This is a genomic window from Acinetobacter sp. (genome assembly GCF_039596015.1).
GTDB lineage: Bacteria > Pseudomonadota > Gammaproteobacteria > Pseudomonadales > Moraxellaceae > Acinetobacter.
Genome location: NZ_JBCNKN010000001.1, coordinates 85,022 through 100,673, shown reverse-complemented (window position 1 = coordinate 100,673; position 15,652 = coordinate 85,022). Strand labels below are relative to the sequence as shown.

The following is a 15,652-nucleotide window of genomic DNA, read 5'->3' as shown; positions in this document are numbered from 1 at the left end:
ATATCTAACAGCCCCATACGAAAAAGCTCGACAGGATGTCGGGCTTTTTTTATGTTCTTATTATCCAATATCTGTATCCCAGTTATAGAAAACGTCGTATTCATCTGTATACTTGCTTATCGTCTTTTTTATCACTCTGCTAATTTCTTCATTAATATTTTCATTATTTTGAGTAAAAACAAGGGTTCTTTCTATCACTAGTTCGCTATTATCAATTCTAAATTTATTTTCTGCTATTTCCTGAGGTTTACCAATAATAGTTACAATTGCACCTATAGTATGACTACCTAACCTACAAAATATAGCTGAAGTTGATGAAGTTTTTTCAAATTCAAATACGTGTTTACTGTTTACCTCAAACTCAGCTCTAAAATCACACTTATTAGTTTTAGTAATTAAAGTATGAAACTGCTCAACTTCTTCTCTATAACTATATAATTCCTTTATAGAAATACATATTTCATCAGAAATTTTCGTTTGAAAACAAATTTCTAATGCCTTATTCAATAAATCATCAAATATACTTAACTCTCTTTTTACAAATTTAGTTTTTAAATCAAATATTAAAGGTTCAAACTTTTCTATTTTCAGCTCTATAATAATCTTTTGATTATCTCTACTCATCAGATCAATTAAACCAATGGCATCTTTTAATTTTTTTAATTCGAGTCTCCTGTTATCACCTAAACTAAAACTGCAATTAGATTTCCTTGCATATGGTTCAAAACTTATATCAAAGAATTCACTAACGATCCGAAATTTTGCAAATTTCCTAAACTCATTAAAACTAAAAGGTGAGCTATATAAATCTATATCAAAAATCAATCCACTAGAGAGACTATCTTCTTTGAATCTAATTTTTCCTTTTTTTGGTGGTTGCATCCCCACACTTAATTTTGCGTTAGATATTTCAAAATGAGAATTTTTAGAAGGTATACCAAATCTTTTTCCAATATTAATTAAATTTTGAACATCTACATCCTTCTCTAATCCTAAAGAAGCATCAATAATTTTCTGGAAACCATCTTCCCCTTCAATGGAGAATTGAACTATTCCACACCCATCTTCAAAACCACACTCTTGTAAATATTTATTTTTACTAGCTATGTAATCAGAATAGTTTTCACCGATATATTTCAATAGATTTTGTTTTAGATTTTTACCATCTAATTTTTCAAGCCTGTGCTCTTCACTATAAGTAAGAGTAATTGTCTTTTTATTTAAATCCTTATTGTTTCCACTTTGTTCTATTTGATGAACTCTTTTAAGAATCTTATAAACCAACTCATTATCTATATGTAAAATAAATGTATTTTGTACTTCATTCTTCCCATCAAATTCTAGAAAAACGTAAAATGCTGGCATTTGTACAGTTGCCATCCGTCTAAGATTTGATACTGTAATAGCGAGTTTTCTATCACGTTTATCCGTTGCTTTAACTTGAACTTTACATTCAAAAGCTGATTTATGTAATTCATGAGTGGTTATATTTGAAGATATCGGGAATTCTACATAGTAGTCCCACCCTGTCTTATCAATTGCTGAACCATTAGCAATTAATCCAACTTGAGCACACCACATTGCAAAAGTGCTTTCACCTAATAGTCCTAAATCTCGCATATACACTCAAATATAAACTATAAAAAACCCCATCACCAAGATAGGGTCTTTTAGAATAATTTTCAATCAGTTATAGACTAAATATTAAGCCACTTGGCCTTCTAAAAAGTCTTGTGCAAAACGCTGTAATACACCGCCCGCTTCATATACAGAAACTTCTTCTTCTGTATCTAAACGGCAAGTCACAGGCACTTCCAAAATTTCATTTTTACCATCGGCAGTTGAGCGCTCAATCACTAACGTTAAAGTCGAACGCGGTGCAATATGACCAATCACGCTATAAAGCTCTGTACCATCTAGTTTTAAAGTCTTGCGGTTTACACCCGCTTTAAACTCAAGTGGTAACACGCCCATACCCACCAAGTTAGTACGGTGAATACGTTCAAAGCCTTCTGCTACAATCGCTTCAACACCTGCAAGGCGTACACCTTTTGCAGCCCAGTCACGGCTTGAACCCTGACCGTAGTCAGCACCCGCAACAATAATTAATGGCTGTTTACGGTTCATGTAGGTTTCAATTGCTTCCCACATACGCATCACTTCGCCTTCTGGTTCTACACGTGCTTTTGAACCTTGCTTAATGGTACCGTCTGAACGAACTACCATTTCGTTATAGAGTTTCGGGTTAGCAAATGTTGCACGCTGTGCAGTCAAATGGTCACCACGGTGCGTTGCATAAGAGTTGAAGTCTTCTTCTGGTAGACCCATTTTATGAAGATATTCACCCGCAGCCGAGTCCATCAAAATCGCGTTTGAAGGCGACAAATGATCGGTGGTGATGTTGTCACCCAAAATTGCAAGTGGACGCATATTCGCTAAAGTACGTGGTGCAGCCAATGCTCCTTCCCAATAAGGTGGACGGCGGATGTAAGTACTTTGCGGACGCCAGTCGTAAAGTGGGCTTTTCGCTTGCTCAACTTCGCCCAAGTCAAACATTGGAATGTAGACTTTACGGAACTGTTCAGGCTTCACGGCTTCTTTAACTAAGGCATCAATTTCAGCGTCAGATGACCAGATATCTTTCAGGTAAATCGGCTTACCTTCTTTGTCATGACCTAAAGCATCTTTTTCAATATCAAAACGAATCGTGCCCGCAATTGCATAAGCTACGACAAGCGGTGGAGATGCTAGGAATGCTTGTTTTGCATATGGATGGATACGGCCATCGAAGTTACGGTTACCAGACAGTACTGCTGTTGCGTACAAGTCACGGTCAATAATTTCTTGTTGGATGACTGGATCTAACGCGCCCGACATACCATTACAAGTTGTACAAGCGTAAGCCACAATACCAAAACCAAGTTGCTCTAAGTCTTTTAGAACACCTGCTTCTTCAAGATAAAGTGCAGCCGCTTTTGAGCCCGGTGCAAATGATGATTTCACCCAAGGTTTACGAACCAAACCTAGCTCATTTGCCTTACGTGCTAACAAACCTGCCGCCACGGTGTTACGTGGGTTAGAGGTGTTGGTACACGAAGTAATTGCAGCAATAATGATTGCACCATCAGGCATTAAGCCATCAGAACGGTTTTCAACAACACCTGCAATGCCTTTTTCTTTTAAATCGCTTGTTGAAACACGTGCATGTGGGTTTGATGGACCAGCAATGTTACGTGTGACTTTTGATAAATCAAAGCGTAGTACACGTGGGTACTCTGCTTTGGTCATATCAGATGCCCAAAGACCGATTTCTTTTGCGTACTGTTCAACCAATGCCACTTGAGCATCTTCACGGCCTGTGAGGCGTAAGTAGTCGATTGTGTTTTGGTCGATGTAGAACATCGCAGCAGTAGCGCCATATTCTGGAGTCATGTTCGAAATGGTGGCGCGGTCGCCCACAGACATGCTGTCAGCACCTTCACCAAAGAACTCAAGGTAAGCACCCACCACACGCTCTTTACGTAAGAACTCTGTTAGAGCCAACACGATATCTGTTGCAGTAATGCCTGCCTGACGCTGACCTACAAACTCAACACCAATAATGTCTGGTAGACGCATCCAAGATGCGCGGCCCAACATGACATTTTCAGCTTCTAAGCCACCCACGCCCACAGAAATTACGCCCAAAGCGTCTGTATGTGGTGTATGCGAGTCTGTACCTACGCATGTGTCTGGGAATGCTACGCCATCACGTGCCTGAATCACCGGAGACATTTTCTCTAGGTTAATCTGGTGCATAATGCCGTTCCCCGCAGGGATCACATCGACATTTTTAAATGCGGTTTTGGTCCACTCAATAAAGTGGAAACGGTCTTCGTTACGGCGGTCTTCAACAGCACGGTTTTTTGCAAAAGCGTCTGGGTCAGCACCACCGTATTCCACTGCTAAAGAGTGGTCAACAATAAGCTGTGTTGGTACAACTGGGTTGACTTTAGATGGGTCACCGCCTTTGTCGGCAATCGCATCACGTAAACCTGCAAGGTCAACCAATGCAGTTTGACCCAAAATATCATGACACACCACGCGTGCAGGGTACCAAGGAAAGTCTAAGTCCTGACGGCGTTCAATTAACTGCGTTAAATAAGCAGTTAAGTTCTCGGCATCGGCACGGCGTACCAATTGCTCTGCGAGTACTTTTGAGGTGTAAGGCAGTTTTTCGTATGCGCCTGGCTGAATATCTTCAACGGCTTGACGCACGTCGTAATATTCAAGCTGGGTGCCTGCCAGCGGTTTACGGTATTTTGTGTTCATTAACCACGCTCCGCCAATGGTTTAAATTCGAGGTTTTCAGGGCCTGTGTAGTTCGCGCTTGGACGAATGATTTTGCCGTCTTGACGTTGTTCAATCACGTGCGCTGACCAACCTGCTGTACGTGCAATCACGAATAATGGTGTGAACATTGCAGTTGGAACACCCATTAAGTGATAGCTCACTGCACTGAACCAGTCGAGGTTCGGGAACATGTTTTTCACTTCTTTCATCACTGCTTCTAAACGCTCAGCAATGAGGTACATTTTGGTGTTCTCTTGTGCTTCAGCTAAGTCGTGTGCAACTTTCTTGATCACTTCATTACGTGGGTCAGAAACTGTATATACAGGGTGACCAAAACCAATCACCACTTCTTTATTTTCAACACGTTTACGGATGTCAGCTTCTGCTTCGTCTGCGTTGTCGTAACGCTGTTGAATCACGAATGCAACTTCGTTTGCACCACCGTGCTTAGGTCCGCGAAGTGCGCCAATACCACCAGTAATTGCCGAGTACATGTCAGAACCTGTACCTGCAACCACACGTGAGGTAAATGTTGATGCGTTGAACTCGTGCTCAGCATACAAAATCAGAGATGTATGCATTGCTTGAATCCATTCTTCAGATGGTTTTTCGCCATGAAGTAAATGTAAGAAATGCGCTGCAATTGAGTCGTCATCCGTTTCAACTTCAATGCGACGACCGTTGTTGCTGAAGTGGTACCAATAAAGCAGCATTGAACCTAGGCTTGCCATTAATTTGTCAGCAATATCTTTTGCGCCCGCTTCATTGTGGTCTTCATGTTCTGGTGTTAAACAACCAAGAACTGAAACACCAGTACGCATGACATCCATTGGGTGTGCAGACGGAGGTAATTGCTCAAGTGCAGTTTTAAGTGCTGCCGGTAAGCCACGAAGTGCTTTTAATTTTGCTTTATAGGCTTTGAGTTCAGCTTTGTTTGGTAATTTGCCATGTACGAGCAAGTGAGCAACTTCTTCAAACTGGCTACCCGCTGCAAGGTCAAGAATGTCATAGCCACGATAGTGCAAGTCGTTACCGCTACGTCCTACGGTACACAGTGCTGTGTTGCCTGCAACTTGTCCACTAAGTGCAACTGATTTTTTTGGTTTGAAGCCTGTTGTTGTTTCATTTGAGCTCATAAGATTGTCCTTTTCCATTTATCTAAATTTGTTGTTGTTTCATTCTTTATTTTGATAAAACACAGCAGCATCTTGCCGAGTTCTCATCCAATTTTTTGATTAACCACTTCGTCTTGCGCCTTGTCAAAGCTTTAACCGCTTTGACTTGCTCAAGTTCAACCTACCTTGCGAAACGATGTTTCTCATTTCTGGCAAAGTAGGCAAGAACCTTTCACCACTTTAGATACTGCTCATCACCTGACGATCTATCCTGAGCAACTTCAAAACACAGCTTTAAAAGCAACGCAAGGTAGCCCAATGTTTGGATCCATGCCACCCTCTCGATAGCAAAGGCCATCATCTCCCCATCTCTGGAGTGTTCTTTAAAAAGAGGACTTATTTATTTCTTCTTCGCAAATGCGTTATCTAAGTAGTCTTCAAACGCATAGTAATTAATGCGTTCATATAGCTCTTTACGCGTTTGCATCAGATCAACCACGTTCTTTTGTGTACCTTCTTTACGTAAGGTTTCATACACAGTTTCGGCTGCCTTATTCATGGCACGGAAAGCAGAAAGCGGATAAAGCGCAAGGCTGACATCGGCAGAGGCTAACTCTTCAGTGGTAAACAGCGGTGTAGAACCAAACTCGGTGATGTTTGCCAAAATTGGTGCGCCAGTTGTCTGAGCAAATTGCTTGTACATATCAAGCTCGGTAATTGCTTCAGGGAACAACATGTCTGCACCCGCTTCAATGTAAGCACCTGCACGGTCAATTGCAGCTTGTAAACCATCTACGGCCAATGCATCGGTACGTGCCATAATCACGAAACTGTCATCACCACGCGCATCAACCGCGGCTTTAATACGGTCAACCATTTCTTCTTGAGTCACAATGGCTTTGTTCGGACGGTGTCCACAACGTTTTGCGCCCACTTGGTCTTCAATATGCATTGCCGCTGCACCAAACTTAATAAGTGCTTTTGTGGTTCGAGCAATATTAAAAGCCGATGCACCAAAACCTGTGTCGGCATCGACCAATAATGGCAGATCACATACATCGGTAATCCGACGGACATCGGTCAACACATCATCAAGGTTACTAATTCCCAAATCAGGTAAGCCTAAAGAACCTGCTGCTACACCACCACCTGAAAGATAGATTGCTTTGTAGCCTGCTCGTTTTGCCAAAAGTGCATGATTGGCGTTGATGGTTCCCACTACTTGTAATGGCTTTTCTTGGGCTACAGCATCACGAAACAATTGGCCTGCGGATTGTTTAGCCATTATTTAACTCCTTGTGATTCGATCCAGTGCGACTCGATATTTTTATAAGATGATGCAATATGTCTTCGCATCAATAGCTCCGCCAATTCGGCATCTCCATCTGCAATCGCATCTAAAATTCGAATATGTTCACTAAACGCCTGATGTGGGCGGTTAGGGGTTTTAGAAAACTGAATACGGTACATACGAATCAGATGATACAACTCATCACACAGCATTTTTTCTAAGGTCGTGTTACCACTGCTTTTAATAATGCAATAATGGAAATCATCTTCCCCTTCCTGCACAAAGTAACCTTTGCCTGCTTTAAACGCATCATCTTCTGCATGACGTTTTAAAACATCACGTAAAAGTAAAATTTGTTTTTTATCAATATGCTGTGCTGCCAGACGACAGGCCAAACCTTCAAGTGACTCTCGAATTTGATAAAGTTCAAAAAGTTGTTGATGTGATAAAGACACCACACGCGCACCGACATGTGCAGTACGTTCAACCAGTTTTTGACCTTCAAGACGATGAATTGCCTCACGCAACGGCCCCCGACTAATGCCATAAGCCTTTGCCAGTTCAGGCTCAGAAATTTTGCTACCTGCTGCAATTTCCCCACAAATAATAGCAGACTGAATTTTATGAAAAATTTGGTCAGTTAAAGTTTGTGGCGTTTTATTTTCTTGCAGAACCTGACTCATGTTACCTATTCATCACTTTATTGACTGTCATTTGATGTTGCTTATCTTTTAATAATTTTAGCCATATTGTCAACAATATAATAATATTTATAAGACTATAGTGGAATAAATCCACCCAAAAGCATGATAATTTAAATTATTGTCGACAATTTAAATTTATATTTAACCTGTTTGCTTTGTTCTAAAATGATACAGACCTTCGGATAAAGTATGCTCATACCTACGAAAAATATGCTAGTCTGTAACAGATGTAAGGAAGGTTTTATATTCAAATGAATATATACACGATATAACCATCAATCATCCGTAGCTTGATGAACCGCAAAAAACAATGAAAATGTATTTAACCAAATAAAACAAAATGGAGAAAGAAAATGAGCTATCACCACATCCTTATACCCGTTGATGGGTCTTCAACCTCACAGGTCGCAATTCAACATGCAGCCAAACTGGCAAAAGCTTTTGGCAGTAAAGTAACTGCAATTTGTGTACTGACTGTTGATCCTTTTGTGGCGGTTGAATTTATTAATAGTGATGAATTTTCAAAAGAATATCTCAATAAAGTAAAAGAGGAAATCGAACAGATTTTAGTAGATACAAAAAACCTATTCGCCAAAGAAGGTGTTGCAATTGAAACCCGAATTATAGAAGGTCAAACGATTCATAAAGAAATTGTCGACACAGCCACTACATTAAACGCAGACCTAATTATCATTGGCTCTCATGGTCGTAAAGGCTTTAAAAAATTTGTTTTGGGCAGTGTGACACAAGCGCTGTTAGGTGAAACCCACGTTCCTGTTCTAGTAATTAAGGAATAAACTTACTGCCGTGTTATGGGTTTTCCTATAACATGGCTTTTGTTATAAATGTTCATCTTGGTCTTAGAAAGTAATACCCAGTTCCAAGTGCAATGCAGGTCAACAATAATAAATAGAGCGCGTAGTCAAAAATGCTATTCTCTGGACGGTTCAGTCTGTATTGGTAGAGATAATAAGCGAGCAATACTTTATGTTTGGTCTTGTTTTTTGGGTTAATAATACCCTCTTCTAATGGTTAATAATTAACTAGCCGCACCCGATTTTCTGACGCCCGTGTGGCGTCAAACCATGCCGTCGATAGTCGGCGATTTAGGCTCGCTTTCTAAGACGCCTGCGTGGCGTCGAACAAAACAAACCATCCGATCCATTTTTTGTTATTTTTCTAAGACGCCCGTGCGGCGTCAAACAGCCATTCAGGAATGGTTCAACATGCTACCCGTTTCTAAGACGCCCGTGCGGCGTCAAACAGCAAAGTCGCAAGCCGCCAGATTACGATCAATTTCTAAGACGCCTGTGTGGCGTCAAACCAACCCCATTTTTACTGCAAATCGAAATACTTTTTCTAAGACGCCTGTGTGGCGTCAAACACCTGTTCTGCTTCGCCGTGTTGATTGTGTTTTTTCTAAGACGCCTGTGTGGCGTCAAACTCACATTTGAATGAGATTGGGGACTTTGTAGCTTTCTAAGACGCCTGCGTGGCGTCGAACAATTTTAACCATTTGGGCACGTTCCCCATACTTTTCTAAGACGCCTGCGTGGCGTCGAACACCGCATGGCTGACGCGATGATCGAAGCGCGCTTTCTAAGACGCCTGCGTGGCGTCGAACCTGGAGCAATCAGCTATTGTTGACCTTTCATCTTTCTAAGACGCCTGCGTGGCGTCGAACTATTTGGAGTACGACATGGAAGAGATGGATATTTTCTAAGACGCCTGCGTGGCGTCGAACACGTGCTGGAAAATGTGCCTGAAATTTTTGAATTTCTAAGACGCCTGCGTGGCGTCGAACATCGTGAACAATTTAGAGCACTACTTGCCGATTTTCTAAGACGCCTGCGTGGCGTCGAACTTGAGCTTTTCACGTTTCATTGAGTTGAACGTTTTCTAAGACGCCTGCGTGGCGTCGAACTGAAAGTTTGGAAATGACCGCACCGATGGCAATTTCTAAGACGCCTGTGTGGCGTCAAACTGAACCGCCGTTCTGGAATGTTTTTGACTCTGTTTCTAAGACGCCTGTGTGGCGTCAAACAAGCGTTGAGCTTGCGAGATTTCCCGCTCCGATTTCTAAGACGCCTGTGTGGCGTCAAACTCTACCGTGTCGCCGCCGTTAGCAGTGTAGACTTTCTAAGACGCCTGTGTGGCGTCAAACGATCAAGAATGGCGGCATGACTTGTAACGGCATTTCTAAGACGCCTGTGTGGCGTCAAACACAGTGTTTTCAACGCAGGTTCGTACCATGCTTTTTCTAAGACGCCTGTGTGGCGTCAAACTGATTGAAACATTAAAGTATCTGCATGAGCAATTTCTAAGACGCCTGTGTGGCGTCAAACGTGGCGAAGGTTGAAGGTTTTATTGATTGTCCTTTCTAAGACGCCTGTGTGGCGTCAAACCATTTCAATAACCGCAACCTGGTCTGCATAACTTTCTAAGACGCCTGTGTGGCGTCAAACGGTTGGCATCACCATCACCAGCGCTATCAGAATTTCTAAGACGCCTGTGTGGCGTCGAACATTTCACCGCCTCAAATATCTTGCATGAAGCTTTTCTAAGACGCCTGCGTGGCGTCGAACATTCAGAGTTTGCGAACTTCCCTCTAACTATTTTTCTAAGACGCCTGCGTGGCGTCGAACTTCGGTAATGCGGCAGCGAATCGCCAAGAAGATTTCTAAGACGCCTGCGTGGCGTCGAACGTGTTAGAGATGAACCGTAAGAGAAACCAGCATTTCTAAGACGCCTGCGTGGCGTCGAACAAAGTCTGGTGATCCTGCACCAGCTTCTGGTTTTTCTAAGACGCCTGCGTGGCGTCGAACGGTTCTTATCTAACCAATCTTTTGCTATGACTTTTCTAAGACGCCCGTGCGGCGTCAAACTTAGGCGGCGGCAGTGAGACGCTAGTCGTCCACTTTCTAAGACGCCCGTGCGGCGTCAAACACTCCGACTTACACGCTTATTGCGAATGATACTTTCTAAGACGCCCGTGCGGCGTCAAACATGCAAACAACAAAGACCGACATGGAGATAGTTTTCTAAGACGCCCGTGCGGCGTCAAACAATATCAAGTTGTGAATCAGCCGAGATTTTCTTTTCTAAGACGCCCGTGCGGCGTCAAACTCGGTTGAGTAATGTCTTGCTCAGGAAAATACTTTCTAAGACGCCCGTGCGGCGTCAAACTATTGGCCGAGATAAAGTTGATTCATCCATCTTTTCTAAGACGCCCGTGCGGCGTCAAACAAGTTTCTAGCTCGTTAATCCATTCTTTCGATTTTCTAAGACGCCCGTGCGGCGTCAAACAAGGGCAGCAAGATATACGACATCAAATTGCTTTTCTAAGACGCCCGTGCGGCGTCAAACCTGCGTATGATAAGTCGACTCCTGTTATTCAGTTTCTAAGACGCCCGTGCGGCGTCAAACATGCTTTTATTGGGCTATGGAAAGAGCAAACATTTCTAAGACGCCCGTGCGGCGTCAAACTCAGCAGCGACCCAGACGATTTTTCTGTCAAGTTTCTAAGACGCCCGTGCGGCGTCAAACGATGTTTGTAAACGTCTTATGAAAAATGCTATTTTCTAAGACGCCCGTGCGGCGTCAAACTGAACGGTGCGTCTAGGTCGCCGATTAAGAACTTTCTAAGACGCCCGTGCGGCGTCAAACAAAGTTTAATTTTACAGGAGATAATTATGCAATTTCTAAGACGCCCGTGCGGCGTCAAACGGGATTGTTAATCACAACTCTGGTAAATCAATTTTCTAAGACGCCCGTGCGGCGTCAAACAATATTATCATCCGTCCAACCTTGCATCTTTATTTCTAAGACGCCCGTGCGGCGTCAAACAAGCACCAGATATAGACATTAAGATGTATGAATTTCTAAGACGCCCGTGCGGCGTCAAACAGTGATGATGATGAAAGTGGTTATGCTTTAGATTTCTAAGACGCCCGTGCGGCGTCAAACATGTTGTTGCTTCTCTATATCACCGAGCTATTTTTCTAAGACGCCCGTGCGGCGTCAAACCATGAATAAAACGCGGTTTCATAAGGAATGTTTTTCTAAGACGCCCGTGCGGCGTCAAACCAGGTACTTCTACAGAGTTATTGCCAGTAATCTTTCTAAGACGCCCGTGCGGCGTCAAACTTCACATTGTGCCGCGAGTGATGGGTGCCGGTTTTCTAAGACGCCCGTGCGGCGTCAAACTTTATCTGGCAAAATGCCGAGGAGTAACACATTTTCTAAGACGCCCGTGCGGCGTCAAACCCTTATCCCCACCAGTTTGCAGATCAGATAAGTTTCTAAGACGCCCGTGCGGCGTCAAACAACCTCCAAAATAAATTTGTTTAAATATTAGATTTCTAAGACGCCCGTGCGGCGTCAAACCCAACGTCATTGATGGTGTATTTGAATATTCATTTCTAAGACGCCCGTGCGGCGTCAAACTTGCTCAAGGCAATCCCGTGCCAGTGCTGTACTTTCTAAGACGCCCGTGCGGCGTCAAACTCTCCAAACGAAATTCGGATGGAAGAGGGTATTTTCTAAGACGCCCGTGCGGCGTCAAACTAAAAGCAGGCGATTATCAGCTTGTAGACCGATTTCTAAGACGCCCGTGCGGCGTCAAACAGTAAGTGCTACCAAGAACGGCAAGTGGTGGTTTTCTAAGACGCCCGTGCGGCGTCAAACGACGGCAAGCAAGTCCTTGAAGGTGAGATGTTTTTCTAAGACGCCCGTGCGGCGTCAAACGGCGAGGGGTGAGCGCGCGAATCCCCCGACAATTTCTAAGACGCCCGTGCGGCGTCAAACTCAGTTCAAAAGAGAATACGCACAGATTTATTTTTCTAAGACGCCCGTGCGGCGTCAAACATTTATTTTTTCGTTATCCGCATTGCTTTCCTTTTCTAAGACGCCCGTGCGGCGTCAAACTTTTGACAGCAGGCTTTCAGGGGAATTGGCGATTTCTAAGACGCCCGTGCGGCGTCAAACGCAGATAAAGTTCAAATTAGGATTTTCTAAATTTTCTAAGACGCCCGTGCGGCGTCAAACACTGTTGTTCATGAGATCGATGTCGAAAACATTTTCTAAGACGCCCGTGCGGCGTCAAACATGGGTAGATCATGTGCTCAACTTTCCTATAGTTTCTAAGACGCCCGTGCGGCGTCAAACCGATTTTGTGACCGCTTTCAAAAAATTCGGCCTTTCTAAGACGCCCGTGCGGCGTCAAACATTACTTCTCTCAAATCGTCAACTTAAAGACATTTCTAAGACGCCTGTGTGGCGTCAAACCATGGTGATGCGGGGAATGCACCTAGTACTGATTTCTAAGACGCCTGTGTGGCGTCAAACTATACTTTGGTTTTAAAAAGTCTTCATGGTTTTTTCTAAGACGCCTGTGTGGCGTCAAACTTGGTTTTGATGCAGAAGTCACTCAGACTGTATTTCTAAGACGCCTGTGTGGCGTCAAACGTTGATACTCACCGTTGCTCGCCTGCACCATTTTTCTAAGACGCCTGTGTGGCGTCAAACAAAAGTGTAAAGATAAGCGGGTCAACGTAGAATTTCTAAGACGCCTGTGTGGCGTCAAACGGGATAGTAATATTTGCCTCAGCCCACTCAGAATTTCTAAGACGCCTGTGTGGCGTCAAACTTGGACGCAAAAGTATTTGATAAAGCAGAGCATTTCTAAGACGCCTGTGTGGCGTCAAACCATATTACCTAAATCCAAGTCCTCTATGACAATTTCTAAGACGCCTGTGTGGCGTCAAACAGCCTTTTGAAGATCGAGGTTTTTATTTAAAATTTCTAAGACGCCTGTGTGGCGTCAAACGTTTTACCACCTTGCCACGGAATAATTGGTTTTTTCTAAGACGCCTGTGTGGCGTCAAACATTTATATTGTTGAGCATCAATGAAATTTTTATTTCTAAGACGCCTGTGTGGCGTCAAACGCGATGCTCAGGAGAAAGCGATTGATATTAATTTTCTAAGACGCCTGTGTGGCGTCAAACTGGTCTTAAACGGCATTACAGCCGACCCCCAATTTCTAAGACGCCTGTGTGGCGTCAAACTCATTATTAAAATAAGCATCCGCTTGTGCATCTTTCTAAGACGCCTGTGTGGCGTCAAACATCAGGATGAAATGACGGTTGTAGACTCTCGTGTTTCTAAGACGCCTGTGTGGCGTCAAACATTTTGAAGAAGAATTTTTAAAGGGGTTTGCGTTTCTAAGACGCCTGTGTGGCGTCAAACCCATAGTTGGGTTATGCATATTCAGAATGTCATTTCTAAGACGCCTGTGTGGCGTCAAACAACAACACAGGCGCATTGCAATTTGATCTTTTTTTCTAAGACGCCTGTGTGGCGTCAAACCATACAAGTCGCCAGCACCAAGCTTGACGCGATTTCTAAGACGCCTGTGTGGCGTCAAACAGTAAAATAACACAAAAAAATTAAGTTACAACAGCGACTTAAGTACTAGAATCATAAAATGACCCAAGTTTCCCCTCACTATTGTAACTTATTGATTTTATTAATCTGTTAAAGAGTCATAAAAATATTGGGTATTTTTACTTAATCCGACCATTCAGGAACAGTCGCATTTTTGCTTAATCCATAAGTATTAAAGTTACCCATGACAGGCTCAGCCAACTGATGACGTCGAATAAATAAGTTAAATTTTGAGCTATTTGTTAAGCTATTTACCTGAACAAATGGCAAATTTAATGTTTCTTCTTGATAACCTTCAAAATGTTTTAAAGATTCTTCAAGAGAAGTATTTCGACGTTGTGCCTGATGAGCTGCTCGCTTTAACTTACTATCTTTGGGACGCACTCGTTCATAATGCACAGGATATGCCCCTGCGGGCACTTCTCGAACACGTTTAATATGCACATAGTCAGTTAATCGTTCTAACCAATGGTCTAAATTAAGCTGCTCAAGCTGTAATTCAGTCTGAGCAAAAACACGCAACTTTGAACCTAAATGAAAAAATGATTTTCCGTTCTTATCTTGACCAATTTTATATTCAGGAAAACTCATCCCAAATGGCGTATTACCGTTCTCATCTTTTTGCTCAACCAAAGCAAGATGAAGTTGGGTGTAGAATTTTGACCATATTTCATAGAAAGAGAAATCTGAGCTATCAATTAAAGTGAGTTCAATATAATAATTCATCCTTTTTCCTTATCGTAGGTGCATAGCAGACACATAGGCCAGACCCTTTTTACCCATATAAAAAGCTGAAACACCTGCATCTTCAATCATGGTTTTAAGCTCTTTAGCAATGTTTACTTCAACATTAAGGGTAATTTCAAGTTGCCCACTGGCTTTAGTGAGATTATGCTTAACTTTACCTTCACCTTTAATAAATTCCTCATGTATATAAGGATTGCCATAAATCAGCTTTTTTTCCCCAGTAGTATATTTATCCATAAAGTCTTTGGGGGTAAAGCCATTATTTGAAATACCACTAATTCCACCCATTTTTGACTTTGCACTAGCCATATCATATTTAGTTTCTAGGCGTTGTAACTGTAGATACAAAGCGGAACAATACATAGGTAAAATAAGTTGTAAACCTTTTGCATTGAATGGCTTATACTTTTCAAATCGCGTCAAGAGTTTATTAGATGCCTCCTTAACTCTATCTATAGCTTCTAACGGTTTAGATTTACCAATAATTTCAAGTCGATTTAAAACAGATATAGGATCAAGTGATATAGAATTTTCAATAGAAAATTGATTCACTGATTTCCCATCTAAAATAAAGTCACACAATTGTTCAACATTAAGTGATAATACGCCCCAAAAATCTTGAGAATAGTCCGATAAAAAGATAGGGTCATTAACTTTAATCATACCTGTAAATGAATTCTGGTCTGTACTACCTTTCATATTACGGATATAAGCAATTTCATGGTTAATGACTTTTGGTTTATCTTCAAAAGTAATCAATTGTTCCTTATCACCAAAGTAATAATGTTCACTTTGACGAGCTATATATAACTTACGTTGGTCACCAATCAGACGACTTAAAATACCCATCACTGTATTTTTTGTGATAGTTCGTTGATAAAAATTCTCAGGTTTTTTTAGTTCAGTCATGGATGCAATAAAATTGCGTCCTTTTTTGGGTAATGGCTCATCGTTACTGCCATCTAAAAAAGAATTTCGCCATGAGGATTCATATTCAATGATGATTCTCATATTATC

The 15,652-nt window shown here is 42.1% G+C and carries 8 protein-coding genes and 1 CRISPR repeat array; of the genes, 1 reads left to right on the top strand and 7 read right to left on the bottom strand.

Annotated features, from left to right (window positions below):
- Window positions 1-60: 60 nt before the first annotated feature.
- The 5 genes from ABDV70_RS00370 to ABDV70_RS00350 all read right to left on the bottom strand — a co-directional run bounded on the left by ABDV70_RS00370 (window position 61) and on the right by ABDV70_RS00350 (window position 7,421).
- On the bottom strand, window positions 61-1,620 hold the full coding sequence (locus tag ABDV70_RS00370; protein WP_343594540.1) for a DUF4365 domain-containing protein: 1,560 nt from the start codon (window positions 1,618-1,620) through the stop codon (window positions 61-63).
- A gap of 84 nt (window positions 1,621-1,704) precedes the next feature.
- A complete protein-coding gene (acnD, locus tag ABDV70_RS00365) occupies window positions 1,705-4,311 on the bottom strand; it encodes a Fe/S-dependent 2-methylisocitrate dehydratase AcnD (RefSeq protein WP_343594539.1) in 2,607 nt (868 codons plus the stop codon).
- Window positions 4,311-5,468 carry a 2-methylcitrate synthase gene (prpC, locus tag ABDV70_RS00360; RefSeq protein WP_004795430.1) on the bottom strand — a complete coding sequence of 386 codons (1,158 nt, stop codon included), beginning with the start codon at window positions 5,466-5,468 and terminating at the stop codon, window positions 4,311-4,313. Before prpC ends, acnD begins: the two co-directional genes overlap by 1 nt.
- Window positions 5,469-5,847: 379 nt before the next feature.
- On the bottom strand, window positions 5,848-6,732 hold the full coding sequence (gene prpB, locus ABDV70_RS00355) for a methylisocitrate lyase (protein ID WP_343594538.1): 885 nt from the start codon (window positions 6,730-6,732) through the stop codon (window positions 5,848-5,850).
- On the bottom strand, window positions 6,732-7,421 hold the full coding sequence (locus ABDV70_RS00350; RefSeq protein ID WP_343594536.1) for a GntR family transcriptional regulator: 690 nt from the start codon (window positions 7,419-7,421) through the stop codon (window positions 6,732-6,734). The genes prpB and ABDV70_RS00350 overlap by 1 nt, the downstream gene beginning before the upstream one ends.
- Window positions 7,422-7,795: 374 nt before the next feature.
- On the opposite strand from ABDV70_RS00350, the gene ABDV70_RS00345 reads away from it, so the two are divergent.
- Complete coding sequence (locus tag ABDV70_RS00345) at window positions 7,796-8,239, top strand: universal stress protein (RefSeq protein WP_343594534.1); 444 nt, start codon at window positions 7,796-7,798, stop codon at window positions 8,237-8,239.
- Window positions 8,240-8,498: 259 nt separating this feature from the next.
- Window positions 8,499-13,870: a CRISPR direct-repeat array (repeat unit 28 nt; unit sequence TTTCTAAGACGCCCGTGCGGCGTCAAAC).
- A gap of 141 nt (window positions 13,871-14,011) precedes the next feature.
- On the opposite strand, the gene cas6f is transcribed toward ABDV70_RS00345, so the two are convergent.
- Both cas6f and cas5fv read right to left on the bottom strand, forming a co-directional pair.
- On the bottom strand, window positions 14,012-14,614 hold the full coding sequence (cas6f, locus tag ABDV70_RS00340; protein WP_343594533.1) for a type I-F CRISPR-associated endoribonuclease Cas6/Csy4: 603 nt from the start codon (window positions 14,612-14,614) through the stop codon (window positions 14,012-14,014).
- Window positions 14,615-14,623: 9 nt separating this feature from the next.
- The gene (gene cas5fv, locus ABDV70_RS00335) at window positions 14,624-15,646 is read right to left on the bottom strand and encodes a type I-Fv CRISPR-associated protein Cas5fv (protein WP_343594532.1); all 1,023 of its coding nucleotides are present in this window, start codon (window positions 15,644-15,646) and stop codon (window positions 14,624-14,626) included.
- Between the last annotated feature and the right edge of the window lie 6 nt (window positions 15,647-15,652).

What these genes read in the sequence shown, in the direction of transcription:
- ABDV70_RS00370 (WP_343594540.1), bottom strand. Translation starts at nt 1,620, where the DNA reads ATGCGAGATTTAGGACTATTAGGTGAAAGCACTTTTGCAATGTGGTGT.
- acnD (WP_343594539.1), bottom strand. Translation starts at nt 4,311, where the DNA reads ATGAACACAAAATACCGTAAACCGCTGGCAGGCACCCAGCTTGAATAT.
- prpC (WP_004795430.1), bottom strand. Translation starts at nt 5,468, where the DNA reads ATGAGCTCAAATGAAACAACAACAGGCTTCAAACCAAAAAAATCAGTT.
- prpB (WP_343594538.1), bottom strand. Translation starts at nt 6,732, where the DNA reads ATGGCTAAACAATCCGCAGGCCAATTGTTTCGTGATGCTGTAGCCCAA.
- ABDV70_RS00350 (WP_343594536.1), bottom strand. Translation starts at nt 7,421, where the DNA reads ATGAGTCAGGTTCTGCAAGAAAATAAAACGCCACAAACTTTAACTGAC.
- ABDV70_RS00345 (WP_343594534.1), top strand. Translation starts at nt 7,796, where the DNA reads ATGAGCTATCACCACATCCTTATACCCGTTGATGGGTCTTCAACCTCA.
- cas6f (WP_343594533.1), bottom strand. Translation starts at nt 14,614, where the DNA reads ATGAATTATTATATTGAACTCACTTTAATTGATAGCTCAGATTTCTCT.
- cas5fv (WP_343594532.1), bottom strand. Translation starts at nt 15,646, where the DNA reads ATGAGAATCATCATTGAATATGAATCCTCATGGCGAAATTCTTTTTTA.